Origin of the sequence: Micromonospora sp. NPDC005305 (genome assembly GCF_040607315.1) — a bacterium.
In the GTDB taxonomy this organism is placed as follows: Bacteria; Actinomycetota; Actinomycetes; order Mycobacteriales; family Micromonosporaceae; genus Micromonospora.
In genome coordinates this window covers 1-18,494 of the sequence record NZ_JBEXGL010000014.1, presented here as the reverse complement: position 1 = coordinate 18,494, position 18,494 = coordinate 1, and the positions used below count along the sequence as shown (strand labels likewise).

General features: G+C 73.8%; 22 protein-coding genes and 1 pseudogene. 8 read left to right on the top strand and 15 right to left on the bottom strand.

The window, feature by feature from the left end; genetic code table 11:
* Positions 1 to 14: 14 nt before the first annotated feature.
* From ABZS80_RS22445 to ABZS80_RS22435, 3 genes are read right to left on the bottom strand one after another with little or no spacing between them, the layout of a single operon-like run.
* The gene (locus tag ABZS80_RS22445) at positions 15 to 1,166 is read right to left on the bottom strand and encodes a hypothetical protein (protein ID WP_355058641.1); all 1,152 of its coding nucleotides are present in this window, start codon (positions 1,164 to 1,166) and stop codon (positions 15 to 17) included.
* A 1-nt stretch (position 1,167) separates the two neighbouring features.
* Complete coding sequence (locus ABZS80_RS22440; protein ID WP_355058639.1) at positions 1,168 to 1,467, bottom strand: LysM domain-containing protein; 300 nt, start codon at positions 1,465 to 1,467, stop codon at positions 1,168 to 1,170.
* 1 nt (position 1,468) lies between these two features.
* Positions 1,469 to 2,122 (bottom strand): hypothetical protein, encoded by a 654-nt coding sequence (locus tag ABZS80_RS22435; protein WP_091261540.1) that lies wholly within the window; start codon positions 2,120 to 2,122, stop codon positions 1,469 to 1,471.
* A gap of 159 nt (positions 2,123 to 2,281) precedes the next feature.
* Between ABZS80_RS22435 and ABZS80_RS22430 the strand changes: the two genes are divergently transcribed.
* Together ABZS80_RS22430 and ABZS80_RS22425 are read left to right on the top strand one after the other, a co-directional pair.
* A complete protein-coding gene (locus ABZS80_RS22430; RefSeq protein WP_355058637.1) occupies positions 2,282 to 2,728 on the top strand; it encodes a phage holin family protein in 447 nt (148 codons plus the stop codon).
* Between the two features lie 31 nt (positions 2,729 to 2,759).
* Complete coding sequence (locus tag ABZS80_RS22425; protein ID WP_355058635.1) at positions 2,760 to 3,200, top strand: VOC family protein; 441 nt, start codon at positions 2,760 to 2,762, stop codon at positions 3,198 to 3,200.
* Positions 3,201 to 3,337: 137 nt separating this feature from the next.
* On the opposite strand, the gene ABZS80_RS22420 is transcribed toward ABZS80_RS22425, so the two are convergent.
* Positions 3,338 to 4,459 carry an LCP family protein gene (locus ABZS80_RS22420; RefSeq protein WP_355058633.1) on the bottom strand — a complete coding sequence of 374 codons (1,122 nt, stop codon included), beginning with the start codon at positions 4,457 to 4,459 and terminating at the stop codon, positions 3,338 to 3,340.
* A gap of 478 nt (positions 4,460 to 4,937) precedes the next feature.
* Here ABZS80_RS22420 and ABZS80_RS22415 point away from each other — a divergent pair.
* Together ABZS80_RS22415 and ABZS80_RS22410 are read left to right on the top strand one after the other, a co-directional pair.
* Positions 4,938 to 5,006 (top strand): annotated as a pseudogene (locus ABZS80_RS22415) (helix-turn-helix domain-containing protein); the annotation flags it as partial.
* A 10-nt stretch (positions 5,007 to 5,016) separates the two neighbouring features.
* Positions 5,017 to 6,168: a transposase gene (locus tag ABZS80_RS22410; RefSeq protein WP_355058631.1), complete on the top strand. Its 1,152-nt coding sequence runs from the start codon at positions 5,017 to 5,019 to the stop codon at positions 6,166 to 6,168.
* A gap of 42 nt (positions 6,169 to 6,210) precedes the next feature.
* Here the strand turns inward: ABZS80_RS22410 and ABZS80_RS22405 are convergent, their stop codons facing one another.
* A complete protein-coding gene (locus tag ABZS80_RS22405) occupies positions 6,211 to 7,404 on the bottom strand; it encodes an acetyl-CoA C-acyltransferase (protein WP_355058629.1) in 1,194 nt (397 codons plus the stop codon).
* Positions 7,405 to 7,543: 139 nt separating this feature from the next.
* On the opposite strand from ABZS80_RS22405, the gene ABZS80_RS22400 reads away from it, so the two are divergent.
* On the top strand, positions 7,544 to 8,119 hold the full coding sequence (locus ABZS80_RS22400) for a TetR/AcrR family transcriptional regulator (protein ID WP_355058628.1): 576 nt from the start codon (positions 7,544 to 7,546) through the stop codon (positions 8,117 to 8,119).
* Positions 8,120 to 8,123: 4 nt separating this feature from the next.
* Here ABZS80_RS22400 and ABZS80_RS22395 read toward each other — a convergent pair whose 3' ends face one another.
* The 4 genes from ABZS80_RS22395 to ABZS80_RS22380 all read right to left on the bottom strand — a co-directional run bounded on the left by ABZS80_RS22395 (position 8,124) and on the right by ABZS80_RS22380 (position 10,620).
* Complete coding sequence (locus ABZS80_RS22395; protein WP_355058626.1) at positions 8,124 to 9,260, bottom strand: CoA transferase; 1,137 nt, start codon at positions 9,258 to 9,260, stop codon at positions 8,124 to 8,126.
* 105 nt (positions 9,261 to 9,365) lie between these two features.
* Positions 9,366 to 9,824: an SRPBCC family protein gene (locus tag ABZS80_RS22390; protein ID WP_355058624.1), complete on the bottom strand. Its 459-nt coding sequence runs from the start codon at positions 9,822 to 9,824 to the stop codon at positions 9,366 to 9,368.
* Positions 9,825 to 9,855: 31 nt separating this feature from the next.
* Complete coding sequence (locus tag ABZS80_RS22385) at positions 9,856 to 10,353, bottom strand: YcxB family protein (protein ID WP_355058622.1); 498 nt, start codon at positions 10,351 to 10,353, stop codon at positions 9,856 to 9,858.
* Between the two features lie 123 nt (positions 10,354 to 10,476).
* Entirely contained in the window at positions 10,477 to 10,620 is a 144-nt protein-coding gene (locus tag ABZS80_RS22380) for a hypothetical protein (RefSeq protein ID WP_355058620.1), read from the bottom strand.
* A gap of 333 nt (positions 10,621 to 10,953) precedes the next feature.
* Between ABZS80_RS22380 and ABZS80_RS22375 the strand changes: the two genes are divergently transcribed.
* A complete protein-coding gene (locus ABZS80_RS22375; RefSeq protein WP_355058618.1) occupies positions 10,954 to 11,430 on the top strand; it encodes a heme-degrading domain-containing protein in 477 nt (158 codons plus the stop codon).
* 94 nt (positions 11,431 to 11,524) lie between these two features.
* Positions 11,525 to 12,259: a zf-HC2 domain-containing protein gene (locus tag ABZS80_RS22370; RefSeq protein WP_355058616.1), complete on the top strand. Its 735-nt coding sequence runs from the start codon at positions 11,525 to 11,527 to the stop codon at positions 12,257 to 12,259.
* Between the two features lie 15 nt (positions 12,260 to 12,274).
* Here ABZS80_RS22370 and ABZS80_RS22365 read toward each other — a convergent pair whose 3' ends face one another.
* Positions 12,275 to 12,850, bottom strand: coding sequence for a sigma-70 family RNA polymerase sigma factor (locus ABZS80_RS22365; RefSeq protein ID WP_355058615.1), 576 nt, complete (start codon positions 12,848 to 12,850; stop codon positions 12,275 to 12,277).
* 152 nt (positions 12,851 to 13,002) lie between these two features.
* The gene (locus tag ABZS80_RS22360; protein ID WP_151465054.1) at positions 13,003 to 13,476 is read right to left on the bottom strand and encodes a molybdenum cofactor biosysynthesis protein; all 474 of its coding nucleotides are present in this window, start codon (positions 13,474 to 13,476) and stop codon (positions 13,003 to 13,005) included.
* A gap of 89 nt (positions 13,477 to 13,565) precedes the next feature.
* Between ABZS80_RS22360 and ABZS80_RS22355 the strand changes: the two genes are divergently transcribed.
* A complete protein-coding gene (locus ABZS80_RS22355; protein WP_355058613.1) occupies positions 13,566 to 14,795 on the top strand; it encodes a hypothetical protein in 1,230 nt (409 codons plus the stop codon).
* An 18-nt stretch (positions 14,796 to 14,813) separates the two neighbouring features.
* Here ABZS80_RS22355 and ABZS80_RS22350 read toward each other — a convergent pair whose 3' ends face one another.
* The 4 genes from ABZS80_RS22350 to ABZS80_RS22335 form a co-directional block, all read right to left on the bottom strand.
* Positions 14,814 to 15,905: a PIN domain-containing protein gene (locus ABZS80_RS22350; protein WP_355058611.1), complete on the bottom strand. Its 1,092-nt coding sequence runs from the start codon at positions 15,903 to 15,905 to the stop codon at positions 14,814 to 14,816.
* A gap of 36 nt (positions 15,906 to 15,941) precedes the next feature.
* Positions 15,942 to 16,169, bottom strand: a complete 228-nt coding sequence (locus ABZS80_RS22345; RefSeq protein WP_355058609.1) for a hypothetical protein — start codon at positions 16,167 to 16,169, stop codon at positions 15,942 to 15,944.
* 30 nt (positions 16,170 to 16,199) lie between these two features.
* Positions 16,200 to 16,931: a hypothetical protein gene (locus ABZS80_RS22340; RefSeq protein ID WP_355058607.1), complete on the bottom strand. Its 732-nt coding sequence runs from the start codon at positions 16,929 to 16,931 to the stop codon at positions 16,200 to 16,202.
* Positions 16,932 to 17,121: 190 nt separating this feature from the next.
* Positions 17,122 to 17,619: a transposase gene (locus tag ABZS80_RS22335; RefSeq protein WP_355058859.1), complete on the bottom strand. Its 498-nt coding sequence runs from the start codon at positions 17,617 to 17,619 to the stop codon at positions 17,122 to 17,124.
* Positions 17,620 to 18,494: the final 875 nt, after the last annotated feature.

Sequence of the window (18,494 nt, the reverse complement as noted above, 5' to 3'; positions counted from 1 at the left end):
CTCCTCCCGGGTGGTCACAGTGGGCTCCGGGGCAGCGCGGGGGTGACCGAGCCGTGGCCGTCCCGGGAGAGGGTGAAGCCGACCCGGTAGCTGCCGTGGGCGAGGTCGTGCTCCACCTGGCGGACGTACCAGAGGCCGTCGTGGCTCCAGCCGGCGCCGCGCATGCCGACCAGGCCGCGGGGGCGCAGCACCGCCCCGTACCGGGCGCCGTCGGCGGTGCCCTCGGCGACCAGCGCGTCGGCGCCGCGGTCCACCTCGCTCTGCGCGCGGGCGAAGGCGGAGACCGCGTCGCTGCTGCCCTCGCGCAGCCGCCGCCGCCGCACGTCCCCGGCGTTGGCCAGCGCGAACGGCACGGCGGCCAGCGGCGGCCGGGTGCTGGCCACCGCGGCGACCGGCAGGGTGACCCCGGTCCGCCGGTCGTGCACCGCCCCGGTGACGGTGGCCGGCCGGGTCGCCTCGGTACGGAAGGAGACCTCCCGCACGTTGCTGTCCGAGCCCAGGTCGACGGCGAGCGCGGGCTGCGGCAGGCCGAGCCGCACCGGCGGTCCCCAGTAGAACGAGCTGATTCCGGGCACCGGGCCGGGGTCGACGTAGGTGACGTAGCCGTGCCGCTCGGCCAGTTCGGCCAGGTGTTCCAGGTCGGTGCCGTGCTGGGTGGGGATCCGGTCGATGGGCAGCGGCGGGTCGGTGACCGGGGCGGGCAGCGCCTTCGGCAGGATGCCGCGCGCCGCGTACGGCGCGAGGATCTTCAGCACGGTCAGGTAGTCGTCGAGGGCGGGATGCTCGACGTCGCGGTCCTCGCGGTCGAGCAGGTTGCCCACGTCCTCCCCGGTGACCGTGAAGGTGGCCCGCCCGGCGCCGGTGCCCGGGTCGAGCCGGGTCTCGGTGACGATCCCGTCGAAGAGCACCACCGGCACCACGCCGAAGGTGAGCACCAGCACCACCCGGGCGAACGGGACCAGCGGCCCGGTGGGCCCGAACGGGCTGTCCACGGCGGCGAGCGGCCCGGCCCGACCGGCGTCGAAGACCAGCGAGAAGGCGCTGCGCTCGGCGTCGCTCTCGGTGACCCGGGTGGAGCGCCACCGCTGGGCCAGGTCCACCGACAGCGGCAGCGGCACGGTCCGTCCCGCCAGGACGGTGAGCCGCAGCCCGGACCCGAGCAGCACGTCACACCCCCGGCAGCGGGATGACGATCAGCTCGCCCTCGGCGTCCGGGCCGGTCAGCGCATCCGGGTCGAGCGCCCCGTTGGCGTCGGCGATCCGCCACCAGGCGGTGGCGTCGCCGAGGTAACGGTGGCTGACCAGGTCGAGCCGGTCGGAGGCGGTCACCCGGTGGGTGGCGGCGGCCCGCACGTCGCGCAGCTCCGGCAGCGGCCGCCGCCGCAGGTAGCGCACCTCGCGGAGGCCGCCGGCGCCGTCGGGCACGGTCGTTCCGGCGACGGGTACGGAGTCGTAGCGCCCGGTCATCTCACGCTCCGGCCAGGTCGGTGACGGCGTCGACGGCACCGGAGACCGCGCCCACCACGGCGAGGACCTCCTTGGCGACCAGGTGCGCGAGGTAGAGCCCGTAGCCGACGTCGGTCAGCGACAGGTCGTCGTAGGTGAGCACCTGGGCGGAGACGTCCACGGTGGCCCGGATCGGGCTGAGCGCCGGGTTGAACGCCTGCTCGGTGACGCCGAGCTGGGTGATCCGCACCGGCACCACCCGGGCCGGCCCCCAGACCAGCACCGCCATGGGCAGCTCCACCGGCAGGATCTCGATGGTCCCGGCGGCCAGCAGCACCGAGTTGGCGATCACCCGGACGCTGCCCGGGTGCAGGAGCATCTCCAGCACCGACAGCTGGGGCAGGACGCCCACGGTGGCGGCGACCGGATCGCCGGTCTCCAACTGGTCGGCGGCGTCGACGTCGACCGTCATGGTGATCGTCTCGGTGGGCGCGCCCCAGGCCCGGTGCGCGTCGGCGGCACGCTGCCCGGACTCCCCGCCGGAGCGGGGTGCGATGGTGCGCTGCACCTGGTCCGGGTTGTACTGGAACACCACCACCCGGGACAGCGGCCCCAGCGGGTCCACGGCGATGATGGCGCCGCGGAGGGTACGCGGGCTGCCCGGGAAGCTGCTCACGCCGCCGAGGGTCCCGCGCGGCCGTCGCCCCGCCGTCACGCCCGCGTCACGCCGCAGCCACCCGCCGAGGGTTGTTCGGGCAGCACCCGGACCTCGGGTGTGTCGGGAGAGCCTGAGGGTATGCGGGTGCCGCTTGGTCGCGCGGGAGAGGAATGAGCGATGACGGAAGAGGCGGCAGACCTGCCAGGACGGGCCCGGGCCACGGCCAGTCCCACTGATCGTCTGGCGGCGGACGTGGCCGACGTGGTCCGCGAGGAGGTGCGGGAGGTTCGCCAACAACTCGCCGATGCCGCCCTGCCCGCAGGAGTCGGCCTCGCACTGTTGGCTACGGCCGGAGGCTGTCTTGTGCTGGGCGTCGGGGCGGCCTCGACGACTGCGCTGCGCATGCTGGAGTCGTTTCTGCCTCGGCGGCTGGCCGCGTCCGGGCTGACCGCCGGCTACCTCGTCGCTGCCGCAGTCCTCGGCCGGATGGGCCTGGAGCAGCTGCGAGCGGCGGGTGGCAGCTCAGCGCGACTGGCGGACGAGGTGCGTAACGCCGTCTCGGCCACTGCGGGCCGGGTGATGCCCGCCAGTTCCGCCGCCGCCCGGGACGCACTCGGACGGTGATCCGTACGAGGCCGTCATTATGCTCGCGGACGTGACGATTCAGCGGATGGACCACGTCGGCATCGTCGTCGACGACCTTGAGGCTGCGGTGGCGTTCTTCGTCGAACTCGGCATGGAGCTGGAGGGCAGGGCGCCGGTCGAGGGACGGTGGGTGGACCGTGTCGTGGGGCTCGACGATGTCCGGGTCGACATGGCCATGATGCGGACCCCCGACGGCCACAGCAAGCTTGAGCTGACGGAGTTCCGCTCGCCGGCGGCGGTCAGCGCGGAGCCGTCCGTCGCACCGCCGAACACGCTGGGCATCCGCAACATCATGTTCGCCGTCGACGACATCGACGACGTCGTCGCCCGCCTGCGGACCCACGGCGCCGAACTCGTCGGCGAGGTGGCGCGGTACGAGGACATCTACCGGCTCTGCTACGTCCGCGGGCCGGAGGGCATCATCGTCGCACTGGCCGAGCAGCTCAGCTGACGGCCACCGAAGGGCCGTCATGCAGCACGTTCAGCCGGACCAGGCTGCCATCGCGGTCGCACCGCTCCAGCAGCCCGCGCAGCACGGCCGCCCCATGATCGCCAGAGTACCGGGCAGGCTTCCCGCTCCCGCCGGTGTCAGTGGTCGGCGGGGGTCGGGCCGGAGTCGGCCACCCAGGTCGGATGGGCCGCGACGAACGCGGCGACCGTGTCGTCGCGTACCGCGTGCAGCAGTTGCACGCTGGTCGGGCTGAGGATCTCGGCGCTGCCGACCCCCGGAACGGTACGGCTGTTGAAGGTGCCGCCGTTGGTCTTGAGCGTGGTGATGACGTCGGGATGGACACCGCGCATGGCGAACCCCCAGTCGGCGAGCGGGTTGCCGCCGTCGTCCACAGTCATGGTCCGCCCGACCGCCGACAGCAGCCCGGGCAGTTTCGTCGGCGAGTCCAGTCCCTGGCTGACCACCTGGGCGAGCACGGCCTTGACGAACTGCTGCTGGTGGCGCTGCCGCCCGTAGTCGAAGTCGTGGTTGGCCAGCAGGTCCCGCTGCCGGACGAAGTCCAGCGCCTGGGCGGGATCGAGGCAGTGCTGTCCCTTCGTGTAGACGTTCGGGGTGACGCCGGGGATGCGGTGGTTGACCGTGCCGTCCGGGTTGATCACGTACGGCGCGGCGGGCTTGCCGGCGGCGTCGTGCCCGACGTGGATCGAGGTGGTGGTCTCGTCGACGTACATGCAGACGTGGCCGAGCACCTGGACGATCTTCTTGAAGCCCTCGAAATCGATGGTCCCGCCGGCGTCAGGGGTGATGCCGGTCAGGTCGCGGACGGTCAGCGCCAGCAGTTCGAAGCCGTGCGAGAGCGCCGCGGAGCCGGTCAGCCCCCTGCTGCCGAACGCGAAGGCAGCGTTGATCTTGTTCTGCCCGCCGCGGAACGGCGTGGCCCCGTTGTCGTAGGCGGGGATGGTGACCAGCGAGTCCCGGGGCAGCGAGACCAGGTACGCCTCGGTGTGGTCGGCCGGGATGTGCAGCAGGATGATCGAGTCCGCGCGGGTGAGCTGGCTCGGGTCCTGGTTGGCGCGGGTGTCGACGCCGACGAGCAGGATGTTCTTCGCCCCGGTGATCATCCGGTGCTGCTCGGCGGGCGCGGCGGCGGCACCCAGGAGGTTCTGCTGGGTGACCTCGCCGGTCGCCGCGTGCAGCAGGTAGGCGCTGCCGCCCAGCGCCACGCCGCTCAGCGTCATGAGGGTGGTGCCGGCCGCCACGCACCACCGGGCCCACCGCGGCCAGGGCCGCCGGCGCGGCGGAACCGGACCTGCCGGTCCAGCAGTGATGGGGTACGACACCGTGTGATCTCCCAGGTCAGAGGGGGTGACGAGCCGGTCCAGGGTATGCCGGGCCCGACCGGCCGGACAGGGCACGCGGCTGTGAACTGGCTGGGAGCGGGCGCCGGCCGGGGGCGTCGGGGTGGTGGGACAAAACGGGCGCATGGTGCAGCGGATGAGCGACGACCAGTGGCGGGCCTTCGTCACCTCCGGCACCCGGACCGGGAAGCTCGCCACCGTGCGAGCCCGTCTTCAACACCGGCCTCGGCAACCTGAAGGGGCGCTACCTTCTCCGCGATTCTCGGGCGCGCTGCCGAAACTTGGTCACGAATACCAAATGGGCGTGCAGGACTAGCTCCGTGCCTGCCGCTCCGAAGGCCCGCAATCCGTGTCATAGGTCGATGGCAAGCTGTCCACTGTGCGGCTGCGTTACAACTATCGCGTCTACCCGACGCCCGCCCAGCAGGAGGCGCTGGCTCGGGCGTTCGGGTGCGCGTGTGGTGTTCAACGACGGGCTGCGCGTACGGGAGGAAGCCCGGGGGGCCGGGCTGCCGTACGTCTCCGACGGCGAACTGTCCAAGCGATTGATCACCGAGGTCAAGCGCTGCCCAGAGAGGGCGTGGTTGGGTGAGGTGTCGGCGGTCGTGCTCCAGCAAGCCCTCGCGGATCTGAACGCCGCGTACAGCAACTTCTTCGCCTCGATCGCCGGCAAGCGCAAGGGTCGTAAGGTCGCTCCGCCCCGGTTTCGTTCACGCAAGGACAACCGGCAGGCCATCCGGTTCACCGCCAACGCCCGATTCAAGGTGCTGGACAACGATCGGCTGCGGTTGCCGAGAATTGGCGACCTGGTGGTGCGGTGGTCGCGGTCGCTGCCGGCAGAGCCCACCTCGGTCACGATCATCAAGGATGCCGCCGGGCGGTACTTTGCCTCGTTCGTGGTGGCCGCCCCCGACCAGCCGCTACCCCCGGCTGGCACCGAGGTGGGTATCGACCTGGGGCTGACCCACTTCGCGGTCTTGTCCAACGGCACGAAGGTCGCGGCGCCGAAGTTCCTGCGCCGCGCGGCGCGCAAGCTGCGCCGATTGCAGCAGAACCTGTCCCGCAAGCAACGGGGCAGCGCGAATCGCACCAAGGCCGTCGTGAAGGTGGCCCGCGCGCATGCGCGCGTGGCCGATTCCCGGCGGGACTGGCAGCACAAGCTCTCCACGACGATCATCCGCGACAACCAAGCGGTGTACGTCGAGGACCTGTGCGTCGTGGGCCTCGGCCGGACCCGACTGGCGAAGTCGGTGCACGACGCCGGCTGGTCGCAGTTCGTTGGCATGCTGGAGTACAAGGCCGTCCGCGCCGGACGGGCCTTCGCCAAGATCGACCGATTTACGCCTACCTCGCAGACCTGCTGGGCATGCGGCCGGCTGGACGGACCCAAGCCGTTGAAGGTCCGGTCGTGGACCTGCCCGTGCGGTGCAGTCCACGACCGGGATGTCAACGCGGCCAAGAACATCCTCGCGGCGGGACGCGCCGAGAGCCTAAACGCCTGTGGAGCGCAGGTAAGACCGGCACGCGTGCCGGCGCAGCGCCGTGAAGCAGGAATCCGCCCAGAGGCCGCGCGTTCCGCGCGCAGCGTGGAGGGAATATCCGCCCTCTAGGGCGGATAGATCGTCAAATGGGCGCCGACCGCGCCCGGCCGCTCAGCCGTCGAGGCGTTCGATGATCGTGGCGTTGGCGGTGCCGCCGGCCTCGCACATGGTCTGCAGGCCGTAGCGCCCGCCGGTGCGTTCGAGGACGTGCAGCAGGGTGGTGGCGAGCCGGGCGCCGCTGGCCCCGAGCCGGTGGCCGATGGCGATGGCGCCGCCGTCGACGTTCACCTTCGCCGGGTCCGCGCCGGTCTCGGCCAGCCAGGCCAGCACGACCGACGAGAACGCCTCGTTGACCTCGAACGCGTCGATGTCGCCGATGGCGAGGCCGGCCCGGGCGAGCACCTTGGCGGTGGCCGGGATGATGCCGGTGAGCATCATGATCGGGTCGTCGCCGACCACGGTGGCCGTGTGGATCCGGGCCCGGGGCCGCCAGCCCCGGCGGCGGGCGGTCTCGCCGGTGGTGAGCAGCAGCGCCGCCGCGCCGTCGTTGAGCGGGCTGGAGTTGCCGGCGGTGACCTTCCAGTCCAGCTCGCCGAAGCGGGCGGTCCAGGCGTCGGAGGCGAACGCCGGCGGCAGGTCGGCGAGGCGGGCCACCGTGGTCCCGGGCCGGATGGTCTCGTCCATGGCGAGGTCGACGCCGGGCAGCGGGGTGACCTGGCCGGCGAACCGCCCCTGCCGCCACGCCTCGGCGGCCCGGTGGTGGCTGGTGGCGGCGTACTCGTCGAGTCGGGTGCGGGACAGACCCCACTTGCGGGCGATCAGCTCGGCGGCGACGCCCTGCGGGACGAGCCCGCCCGGGTAGCGCGCGGCGACGGTGGGCCCCGCGAAGTCGGTGCGGACGCCGTCGACCACGGCGGCGCTGCCGATCGGCACCCGGCTCATCGACTCGACGCCGGAGGCGACCACGATGTCGTACGCCCCGGCGACCAGGCCCTGGGCGGCGAAGTTGAGGGCCTGTTGGCTGCTGCCGCACTGCCGGTCCACGGTCACGCCGGGCACCGACTCGGGGAAGCCGGCGGCGAGCGCGGCGAGCCGGGTGGTGTTGGTGCTCTGCTCGCCGACCTGGGCGACGGCGCCGCCGATGACGTCGTCGATCTCGACCGGGTCCAGCCCCGGCACCCGGGCGACCAGGCTGCGCAGCGCGTGCGCGTGCAGGTCCACCGGGTGCACGTCGAGGTACGCCCCGCCCCGCTTCGCCCGACCCACCGGGGTCCGTACCGCCTCGACGATGACCGCGTCGCGCATCGCTGCCTCCTGGGAACATTGTCGGACCGATCGGTCCGGGACTGAGTGGTCCGATACTGCGCCTCCGGTCGGCAACCGGTCAATCGTCGTCGGACCGATCGGTCCGTTATCCTCGCCACAGACGAGCGAAGGAGGACCGATGGCCCGCACCGCGGCGCCGGGCAGCCGGGAGCGGATCCTGCGCACGGCCGGCGAGCTGTTCTACCGCCACGGCGTCCGGGCCGTCGGGATGAACCAGGTCATCGACGCCGCCGGCTGCGGCAAGAACCTGCTCTACACGCACTTCCCGAGCAAGGACGACCTGGTGGCCGCCTATCTGCGGGCGTGCCGGCGCGAGCGCGAGCGGGCCGGCGCCGCGGCGGCCGAGCGGCTGCCCGACGACCCGGCGACGCGGCTGCGGGCGCTGGTCGCGGAGATCGCCGCCACCGCCACCGCCGTCGACTTCCGCGGCTGCGCGTTCCGCCTCTTCCTCGCGGAGTTTCCCGGCGACGCCGGGGAGCCCGGCCGGGTGGCCCGGGACTACCTGCGCGACACCCGCGCCGAGATCGACGCCCTGGTGGCCCGGCTGGACGTGGCCGACCCGGGCCGGCTCGCCGACCGGATCTGGCTGGTCGTGGAGGGCCTCTACGGCAGCGCCGGCCGCCCGGACGCCGCGGCCGCGGCGCAGACCGCCACCGGGCTGGTCGACGACCTGCTGGCCGCCGCGGGACGCTGACCCCTCACCCGGCCAGCCAGGCGCGCAGCTCCGCGCCGTGCTCGTCCAACCCGGGCGGCGGCAGGTCGTAGCGGGGTGGGGCGGCCGACAGCCCGATCGGGTGGCGCACCCCCGGCACGCCGCCGGCCGTGACGACCGGGTCGAGCCCGAGCCCGGCGGCCAGGGCCACCCCGTCGGCCACCGTGTTGATCGGGCTGCACGGCACGCCCGCCGCGCGCAGCTCGCGGAACCACTCGGCACTGGTCTTCCGGGCCAGGGCGGCCACCAGCATCGGCCGCAGCGCCTCGCGGTGCGCGGTCCGGTCCTGGTTGCGCCGGAACCGGGGGTCGTCGGGCAGCCCGGGCAGGCCGAGCACCTGACACAGCGTGCGGAACTGGCCGTCGTTGGCGGCGATCACCACGAGTTCGCCGTCGGCCGTGGGCAGCGGCTCGTACGGCACGATGCTCGGGTGGGCGTTGCCCATCCGGTGCGGCACCACGCCGGCGGCGACGTGCGCGCTGGCGTGGTTGACCAGCCCGGACAGGGCCGACGAGAGCAGGTCCACCTCGACGTGCTGCCCGGCGCCGGTGGCCGCCCGGTGGTGCAGCGCGGCCAGGATCCCGACCGCCGCGTGCAGCCCGGCGATCACGTCGAAGACCGCCACCCCGGCCTTGTACGGCGGGCCGTCCGCCGCCCCGGTCAGGCTCATGAGCCCGGACGCCGCCTGCACCATGAGGTCGTAGCCGGGCAGGTCCGCGCCGCCGGCCGCGCCGAACCCGCTGATCGAGGCGTACACCAGGCGCGGGTTGGCGGCCGTCACGGTGTCGTGGTCGAGGCCGAAGCGGCGCAGCGCGCCCGGCCGGAAGTTCTGGATCATGACGTCGGCCCGGGCGGCGAGGCGGCGGGCCAGCACCGCGTCGTCGGGATCGGCGAGGTCGAGCACCAGCGACCGCTTGTTGCGGTTGACGCCGAGGTAGTAGGTCGAGGCCCCGTCGCGCACCGGGGGCTGCCAGGTCCGGGTGTCGTCGCCGCCCGGCGCCTCCACCTTGACCACGTCGGCGCCCAGGTCGGCGAGGAGCATGGTCGCGTACGGCCCGGCCAGGATCCGGGAGAAGTCCGCCACGAGGATGCCGCTCAGCGGCCCCGACGAGCCCTCCCCCATGGCCGTTCCCTCCCTCCCCCGGGCACCGCCACGGTGCCGGGGACCGGAGGCCAACGATGGCACACGGCCTGGGCGACGACCGACCATCGGTGTGACCGGGCCGCGCTAGCCCAGTTCGACGAGTCTGGCGAGGTTCGCCAGGGCCATGCGCGTACCCATCTCGTTGTCCTCGGCCGGGACCGCGTCCGGGATGCCTTCATGGACGACGACGACTTCGGTGCCGCCGTCCACGTCGGTGAGCGTCGTGGTCATGGTCATCGCGCCGCCGAGCGCCGGATCGTCGGTCTCGAACTCGACGACCTCGACCACCTGCCGGTCGGGCACGATCTTGACGAAGTGGCCGTGGTAGCTGTCCGTGTGTGCCGTCGACTTGCCGGTATTGTCCGGCGCCTCGTAGGTGAGCGAGACGCGCAACGACCCGCCCTCGCGCGCGTCGAACTCGTGCACGTGGCCGCTCATCCCGGTCGGCACTCGCCACCTGGCGACCGCGGCCGGGTCCAGCAGTGCCCGATAGACGGCTGAGCGCGGCGCCTTGACGAGTTGGGATACCTGCGTCGAGTACATGGAGTGAATCTAGTGCCCGGCGGTGATGAGTTCACCGAGGCTGGAGCAGCCCGCGTTCTGCCATCCAGGCTCGCAGCGTCTCAGCGTCGTCTGTGGACATCAAGCGGCGGGGGATCACGGTGGCCGGCATCCGGCCGACGTACACGATCCAGAACTCAGGGGTGTCCCTGACCTGAGCGACCCCGTCCCAGGCGATGCCGCCGGACTCCGAGCCGCTGCGCATCATGATGTTGTCGTCGGTGATGTCGTAGGCGCCCTCGACAGCGTAGCGACTGGAGCGGCGCCGGGCGCGCCACCGCACCCACGGTGAGTACAGCATGGACAGCACGCCACCCAGGACCAGCGCCAAGCACAGCGGTGAGAGCCGGTCCCCCCGGGCGAACGCCTGCGAGAGGGCGAAACCGATTGCCCCTACCGCCGCCAGCACCCCGCCGATATAACCGTACTTGCGCAGTCGAACACTGCTGAGCGCAGCGGCCACGCGGCCTGGGTAGGCCGGATCGGCTGGGACGTCGAAACGGATGTGCACGTCAGAACGATAGTGCCCCCACCCGCTTGGGGGCAGCGCCTGACCCGCGCCCCGCTGGCCGGGTCGTCGGGGTCCGCCCGTTGTCGGCGGCAGGAGAGTGCGCCGCTGAATATTCGGCCGTGCTCAGCGGCCGTCGACCGCGGAGGCGATCTTGGTCGGGGCGTTCAGCGGTGCGCGCTGATCCTCGCCCAGTCCGTACCGTCGGGCGAGCCCGGCCTTGCGCACGGCCGCCGCATGGTCGACCACCGCCGCCACCGCAGCCCCCACGCGTTCCGCCTCAGCCCGCAGCGCAGAGATTGTCTCTCCCACGTCGTGGGCGCTCCGCCTGGTCACCAATCCGTCGTTCACGGCCGACCCCCGCTCACCGTATCGCTGGCGAATCCAGCTCATCTTGCCCGCGACCGGCGCCGGACCGGGGAGATTTGCCGTAAAACGGCCAGCCGGGACTCCCCGACGGCAAATCCCTGCCGTGACCGCACGTGGCGTGGGTTGGCGAAGACGTTGCCCGTGACACCGTCACCAGGCGATGAAGGTTCCGCTCGCCGGTTCTTCCTCTGCTTAGATCGTTCTGACGATCGAGGAAGGGAACGGTACGCCGTGATGACGGAGCTTCGGGAGCAGGAAGAACGCCTCCAGTTCGACCGCTTTGACCATGACGACGCCTGGGCCCTGGGAACTCGCCTGGTCGGGCTGGCCAGAGAGCGCGGCCACGCTGTCACCGTCGACATTCGCCTCGGCGACCACCAACTCTTCCACTACGCACTGCCCGGCACCTCCGCCGACAACGACGACTGGATCGAACGCAAGATCCGCGTCGTCCGCCGGTTCGGACACAGCTCCTACCTCGTGGGCCAGACCTACCGCGACCGGGGCACCACCTTCGAGGAACAATCCCACCTCGACGCGGCCCGGTACGCCGCGCACGGCGGCTGCTTCCCGATCATCCTCAGGGGCACCGGCCCGGTCGGCACCGTCACCGTCTCCGGCCTGCCCCAACTCGACGACCACCGCCTCGTCGTCGAGGCCCTCGGACTCTTCCTGGATTCCCAGGGCTCCGAGAAGGGGGCCGTCTCGTGAACGGCTCCGGCTGTCCGCCGCGTACTTCGTGCTCCGAGCGACGGGTCAGCCCGGGCCCGGGAACCAGGCGGCCGGTGCGGACGACTACCTGTACATGGCGTGTGAGCAGTGGCGGGAGATCCTGTCGGCGGAACTGGACGGCGAGGCGACCCGGTCGGAGAGCGCGGCGGCCGAGGCGCACCTGGCGGGCTGCGCCGGCTGCCGGGGCTGGTTCGAGTCGGCCGTCGCGGTGACCCGGCGGGCCCGGACCCAGGTCGCCCCGCCGGTGCCCGACCTGGTCGACGCGGTGCTCGCCGCGGCGCCGCCGGCCCGGCCCGGGCGGTGGGAGCGCGCGGCGCTCGGGCTGCGCGGGGTGCTCGGGCTGCTCGGCGCCGTGCAGCTCGTGCTCGGCCTGGCCCAGGTCGGCCGGGAGGCCGTGATCGACCACGCGCACGCCTCCGGCCAGCACCTGTGGCACGAGTCGGCCGCCTGGAACGTGGCCGTGGGCGCCGGCTTCCTCTACGTGGCGCTGCGGCGCTCCGCCCCGGCGGGGCTGCTGCCGATGCTCAGCGCCTTCGTCGCCACCCTCCTGCTGCTGTCGGTGAACGACCTGATCACCGGGCAGGTGGCGGTGCAGCGGCTGGTCAGCCACGCCTTCCTGCTGGTCGGCTGGCTGGTCATGGTGCTGCTCGCCCGGCCCCGGTGGCGTCCGGGCGGCACGCCGCCCCGGCAGCGGTCGTCCGGGTCGCGCTGGTCGCTGCGCACCGAGGAGCCGGCCGAGCCCGCCCGGCTGCGGGTGGTGCCGCCCACGCCGTACGCCGCGCAGGCCCGCGACCGGCGGGCCGCCTGACCGGCCGGACCGCGGTCAGACCACCCGGCTGCCCCGGGCCGGCCGGGCGTCGCCCTGCCAGGCCGCGACCAGGTCCTCGCGGGCCCGGGCGACCCGGGACCGGATGGTGCCGACCGGGCAGCCGCACACCTCCGCGGCCTCGGCGTAGGAGAGGCCGAGCACCTGGGTGGCGACGAACGCCTCCCGCCGCTCCGGGGCGAGCCCGGCGATCAGCCCGCGCAGGGTCACGGCCTCGTCCCCGCCCGGGGTGACCGCCCCGGCCGCCTCGGCGGCGGCCTGCCAGTCGGGCAGCGCGGCCACCCGGGGGCGCGCCGTCGCGGCCCGCACGTGGTCCACGGCGACCCGGCGGGCGATCGTGAACACCCAGGTACGGGCCGCCGACCGGCCGGCGAAACCGGGCAGGCCGCGCAGCGCGCGCAGGAACGTCTCCTGGGTCAGGTCGTCGGCCTCGGCGGGGCCGGCCAGGTGCGCGAGGAACCGCCACACCGGGCCCTGGAGGGCCCGGACGAACGCGGCGGCGGCCTGCTGGTCGCCCCGGCCGGCCCGGTGCGCCCACCGGGTCACCTGCTCGTCGTCGGCCTCGGGGCTCATCCGCGACCGGCCCGCCAGTCCACCACCGTCATGATCGACGGTACGGGCGCCGGCCTCGCTCGGTTCATCCCGCCGTCCCCCTCGTCACCCCGCCGCCGACCGGACGGTCGCACGTTGGTCGGCCGGCGGGGCCGGAAAGTTCCCGGACCGCCTCAGGAGTCGACGCTCACCTCGACCGGCCCGACCCGCAGGACGCCGTCGGTGAGCGGGGCGCAGCGGACGCCGCCCCGGCCGCGCAGCGCCTTCCAGGTGCCCGGCGCGACGGTGACGTCCAGCCAGGCGCAGGGCGGGGCGGCCCGGTGGATCCGCAGGCGGACCGGCCCGGCGCCGGAATCCAGGGTGAGCACCAGGCCGACCAGCTCGTCCACGGCGATGCCGTGGGTCAGCACGTTGCGCCGGACCTGGGTGAGGTCGGCGCCGGCGGGCAGCGACTCCTGCGCGATCAAGGTCACGCTCGCCTCCCGGTGCGCCGGCCGGCCGAAGTAGCGGTCGCCGACGATGCCCAGGCCGGCCCGGATCCGGACCTCCTCCACCAGTTCGCCCGGCGGCGCCGGGGCCGGGCCGTCGGCCGGTCGTCCCACGTAGCGGTGCACCGGCGAGGCCAGCAACTGGACGATCTGCGGCATGCGCCGATTCTCGCATGGACGTACCGCCACCAAAGCGGACGATAGCCGCCCTCACGTGTCCACCCTGCGTGGAGGCCGTTGTACCGGGTGTGACGACGAGACGGTCCACCCCGGCCGGGCGTCACCCGGAGCTGGGACGGCAGATTGCATGGGCGCGGCGCCAGAACGAACGCCGGCGGCGCGCGTACGAGGCGGCGGCCCGGACGTGGCGCCGACGCACCGAGCACCTGGAGCGGCTCCGGATCGAGGCGACCGGGTTCCACGGGTGCACCCTCCCCGGCACCGAGCTGCCGGTCGAGCTCGACGACGGCGAGGTGGTCTACCGGATCGTGCCGGTCGTCGAGCTGGTCGAGGCGGCGGCCCGGCACGTGCCCGGGCTCCCCGCGCCGGACCCGGCGCTGACCGCTGACCTGCTCGATCCGGCCGACGGCGCGCTCCCGGCGGGCATGCGGGTGGTCGACACCGGCGCCGCCGTGGTGACCGACCGGCGGGTCGCCTTCGCCGGGCCGGCCGGCCGGCGCGAGTGGGCCCACGGTGACCTGCTCGGCCTCGGGCACCACCCCGACCTGCCGGTCACCCTGCTGCACCCCGGTGACGGCCGGCGCCCGGCCGGGCTACGGGTGCCGGTCACCGGCGCGGCGAACTTCCGCTTCTACCTCACCCTCGCGTACGCCACCGCCACCGGGACCCGCGACGCGGTCGGCACCCAGCTCGACGCGCTGCTGGCCGCGCACCGCGCCGCCCGGCCGCGGCCGCCGCGACCGCTCGGTGTCGCGGACGCCCCGACGGAACGGCGACGTCCGGAACGCCTGGTCGCGGCCGGAGCCGTGGCGGTCGCGGTGCTCCTCGGGGTGGCGGCCGCGGGCACCTGGCCGGCGACGGCCGGGCCCGTACACCCGGCGGGTGCGACCACGAAGGGTCCCGCCGCGGTCCCCGACGACCTGGCACCGGACCCGGTCCTCCGCACGCCCGACCAGCCCGGCCCGACCCGGTCGCCCGCCGGCGAGCCCGCCCGACTCCCCCGGCCGGCCGACGGCGGCCGGCGGCCGGCGGTCGCCGGGCCCTCGGTCCGGGTCGGCACGGAGCCGATCGCGCTGCCGGCGCCGTCCCGCGCCACGACGCCCCCGGCGCCCGCGCCGTCGGCCCCTCCGCCGGTGGTCAGCCCGACCGGGAGCCCGCCCCCGGCCGTCGCCCCGACCGCGAGCCCCACCGCGACCCCGACCGGCTCGCCGTCCCCGAGCGAACCCGCCCTGGCGGGCATCTGCCTGGATCCGCTCCGGCTGCCGGTGCTGGACCCGCTGCTGTGCCGCCGGACCTGAACGGGGCGACCCGGCTCGTCAGGGGGTGTGCGGGGTGAGCAGGTAGTCCTCGGCCTCCGGGCTCCACCGCAGCGCCACGGCGCCGCTCGTGGCGGCCGCCTTGCAGAACTGGAGGAAGCTGCGGTAGCCGAGCTTCTTCTCGCTGAAGTCGGGCCGCGCCCGGCGGAGCTGGTCCTTCAGCCCGGACAACGCCACCGCGCCGCCCTCACCGGCCAGGTCCACCACCACGGACCGCAGCAGCGCGAAGGCCACCTCCCGGTCGCCCCGCTCGGGCAGCGACACCTCCGGGTCGCCCTTGGCGGGTCCCGCGGCCAGCTCGATGACGTTGTGCCCCGCCAGATGACGCAGCAGCTCCCCGAAGGTGCGGAAGCCGTAGTCGGACTCGCTGAACGTCGGGTCCTTGCGAAGCAGGGTGCGCTTCAGGCCGGAGGCGGTCACCTCGCCGCTGGAGCTGCCCTGCATGCCGGCCACGGTCTGGGCCACCAGGACGGCGAGCGTGTCGACGTCCCGCGCGGGCTCCTCCCCGGCCGGCGCGACCTCGGCCGGCACCTCGGCCCGCGGCTCTGCCGGCGGCGGCGTCCCGGGCTCGACCGTGCGGGCCGCCCGACCCCGGCGGCCGGCCGCGGGCGGCACGTCGACCCCTTCGAGGCGGTCGTAGAAGAGGAACTCGTCGCAGGCCGGCGGGAGCAGCGCCGAGGTGGAGTTCTCCACACCGACGCCGATCACCCGCTTGTTGAGCTCGCGGAGCTTGTGCACCAGCGGCGTGAAGTCGCTGTCCCCCGTGCAGATCACGAACGTGGAGATGTAGCCCCGCTCGAAGGCCAGCTCGACGGCGTCGACGGCCATCTTGATGTCCGCCGCGTTCTTCCGGGAGGCGCCCATCCGCTGCGGTATCTCGATGAGCTCGACGTGCGACCGGGTGAGCATCCGCCGGTCCTCGTCGAAGTACGACCAGTCCGCGTAGGCGCGGCGCACCACCACCCGGCCGCGCTCGGCGAGAGCGTCGGCGATCGGGCGGAAGTCGAACGCCCGGCCGCCATGATGGTCGCGTACACCCAGCGCCAGGTTCTCGTAGTCGAGGAACAGCGCAATCCGGTCTTCCTGATCCACGCCGGCCAGCCTAGCGGGGTTCCGGGTCCGACCCGCTCACCGCCGCCGCCCCTCGCGGTAGAGGGTGTCGCGGCGGGCCGCGTACTGGATCGCGTAGCTGCCGATCAGGAGCAGCAGGGCCAGCACGACCTCGACGCCCGCGACGGCGCCGTTGGCGACGGTGAGGCCCAGCAGCAGCAGGATCAGCCCCACCACGGCCAGCAGGCCGGCCAGGAGCAGGCGCTTCCGCCTCGCCGTCGACCGGTCCGGACCGCCAGCAGCCACCGCTCCCACCTCCTCCCGCCAGCCTAGGCGCTACGCCGGCACGTCCTGCCCCACTTCGTCGAAGGCCCTCCGCAGGACGCCGATGCCCACGCCGACGAGCCAGACGGCCGCGAGGAGCCGGAACGCCGGCTCAGGCCGGACGAGCGGCGGCACCAGGATCGAGAGGGCGGAGGCCGCCACCAGCGGTCCCACCACCCTTCCATAGGCGAACACCCAGCGCGGCCGCTGGTGGGAACGCCGCGCGACCGCCGAGGCCGCGGTGATCAGGAGGCCGGCGCCGAGCAGGTGCGCCGCACCGCCGAGCACCAGCGCGGCCCGGCCGAGACCGGAGACGGTCATGTCGCCGGCCCGCGCCGCGACCAGCAGCAGAACCAGCCCGCACACCACCGAGGCGAGCAGCGACCCCGCCGTGATCGCGGTCCCCCAACCCAGCACTGCACCGGCACGGGTTCCTTCCGCCCGCAGGGCGGCGCGCAGCGGCCACCCGAACCGGTACAGCGCGGCCGCCGCCAGGATCTGCAACGCCGACTGGACCAGCACCGCCACGGCGCTCGTGGCGTAGAAGTCACGCAGCTGCGCGACCGAGGCGTCGGGCAGGTAGAGGCTCGCTCCCACCTTCAGGGCGCTGCCGGCGACGATGCTGGCGACGAAGGCGACCACGAAGACGATGCCCCACCAGCCCCAGCCCCAGCGCCGACCCGGGGCATCCGCCGCCCGCGGCGGTGCGGCGCCGTCCGCCTCGCTGATCCGATTCGGTCCCATTCCGCCCTCCCTTATGGCCGGACACGGCCGGGCGAGCCGGTACACGCGTCCATCGGCCAGTCATGGTGTCAGCGCGCGGGCGGCGTGCCATCCGACGTGGAGCGGCCTTCGCGGTACGCCAGGCCGGGTACATCCGTACGCTCCCCGACGTATGCGGCCACCGGCGGCGAGGGTCCTAGTGCGGTGTCCACTAACGTTCACCGGGTGTGCGGTGGGTGTTGTGGATCCTCGCCTTTGGGGCGAGCGACTCCCCACCTGAAGGTGGTGGGGCGGGCCTCCGCGGGCCAACTGATCCTCGCGTCGCCCTGCTTGGGCGGCGGGGGTCACGTCGGGACCGACCGGCACCGGGGAGGTGTCGGCCGGCTCGACGGTGCGTGACCACCCCGGGCACCCGAGCGGGTGTGGGGGTGGTGGTTCCGCCGCCCGGGGTGCGGGTGGCGATGGTGGCGGCCGCGACGAGGTCGCGGTGCCCGGAAAACGTGCAGTGTGGGCAGGACAGGGTCCGGCCGCGGGGTTTCGGTACCCGCCGCCGGCAGGCCGGGCAGGTCGAGGAGCTGCCACGCTCGTCGACGAGGTGGACGGTGATGCCGGCCAGGACAGCTTTGTCGGTGAGGACCTGTAGGAGCCGGCCGATCTGCCACTGCCGCAGCCGCAGGTTGTGCCGCCGCCCGGCCGGTAGGTCGAGCACGCCGCGCGGGTCACCCACGTGCAGCACACCCACCCGGTGGCGTACCGCCCAGGACACGACCTGGCGGGCGGCCTCGTGTTGGGCCTGACGCACCCGCCGCCGGTGCCGGCCTCGATTAGCCGCGTCCGACGCCGGTACTGACGCCACCGCCGTGACCCCTTCTGCCCCGGTTTCGGCGCCCGCCGCGCGACGGCACGGCGCCGAGCTTTGGTGTCCGCGAGGTGCATGCGGTGTTCCGCGCGGATCGCCCGCCCCGACACCAACAACCCCGCACCGTCCGGACCCGCCACCGCGTACGGGTGGATGATCCCCAGATCCACCCCGGCCACCCTGGCCGGGTCCGGTCCCTCACCGGCCCGATACGTCGCCACCGGCACTTCAGCAGTGATATCGAGGAACAGCCGGCCGCCCTCACACAACAGCGTGACCGACCGGACCTGCTCGACCGGGTAGGGAAGAGTGCGCGCCAGCCGCACCCACAACGGCGCGGTGCCTCTCGCGGTCGGGATCCGCACCCGAGCACCGTCGAGGGTGAACGTGCGGTGATACCAGCGCACCGGCATCAACCCCCGCCGCCGGCGCGGGAACCCCGCCGACACGTCACCCGCCTTGCGGCGTTTCGCCGCCGCGAACCACGCGTCGGAGAACCGGCGCAACACCGACCGGGCACCCGTCGAATCCAACTCCCCGAACGTGCCCGGCCCCGACACCGACAGCTCCCGACACAACTCCTGATAACCCACCAGCGGCGCGTCACGGCGGCGACGCCGCCACCCGTCGACCTCCAACACACACGCCCACACGTCACCAGCCGAACGCAACAGGCCGAAACACCGCCGCCGCTGCCCCGACGTCACCCGCAACCCCACACGCGC

Bases quoted from the DNA above. Each gene is read 5' to 3' on its own strand.
- ABZS80_RS22365 (WP_355058615.1), bottom strand. From the start codon at position 12,850: ATGAGCCCCGAGGCCGACGACGAGCAGGTGACCCGGTGGGCGCACCGG.
- ABZS80_RS22405 (WP_355058629.1), bottom strand. From the start codon at position 7,404: ATGCGCGACGCGGTCATCGTCGAGGCGGTACGGACCCCGGTGGGTCGG.
- ABZS80_RS22375 (WP_355058618.1), top strand. From the start codon at position 10,954: ATGACGGAGCTTCGGGAGCAGGAAGAACGCCTCCAGTTCGACCGCTTT.
- ABZS80_RS22430 (WP_355058637.1), top strand. From the start codon at position 2,282: ATGACGGAAGAGGCGGCAGACCTGCCAGGACGGGCCCGGGCCACGGCC.
- ABZS80_RS22360 (WP_151465054.1), bottom strand. From the start codon at position 13,476: ATGCCGCAGATCGTCCAGTTGCTGGCCTCGCCGGTGCACCGCTACGTG.
- ABZS80_RS22400 (WP_355058628.1), top strand. From the start codon at position 7,544: ATGGCCCGCACCGCGGCGCCGGGCAGCCGGGAGCGGATCCTGCGCACG.
- ABZS80_RS22370 (WP_355058616.1), top strand. From the start codon at position 11,525: ATGGCGTGTGAGCAGTGGCGGGAGATCCTGTCGGCGGAACTGGACGGC.
- ABZS80_RS22440 (WP_355058639.1), bottom strand. From the start codon at position 1,467: ATGACCGGGCGCTACGACTCCGTACCCGTCGCCGGAACGACCGTGCCC.
- ABZS80_RS22390 (WP_355058624.1), bottom strand. From the start codon at position 9,824: ATGTACTCGACGCAGGTATCCCAACTCGTCAAGGCGCCGCGCTCAGCC.
- ABZS80_RS22395 (WP_355058626.1), bottom strand. From the start codon at position 9,260: ATGGGGGAGGGCTCGTCGGGGCCGCTGAGCGGCATCCTCGTGGCGGAC.
- ABZS80_RS22340 (WP_355058607.1), bottom strand. From the start codon at position 16,931: ATGGGACCGAATCGGATCAGCGAGGCGGACGGCGCCGCACCGCCGCGG.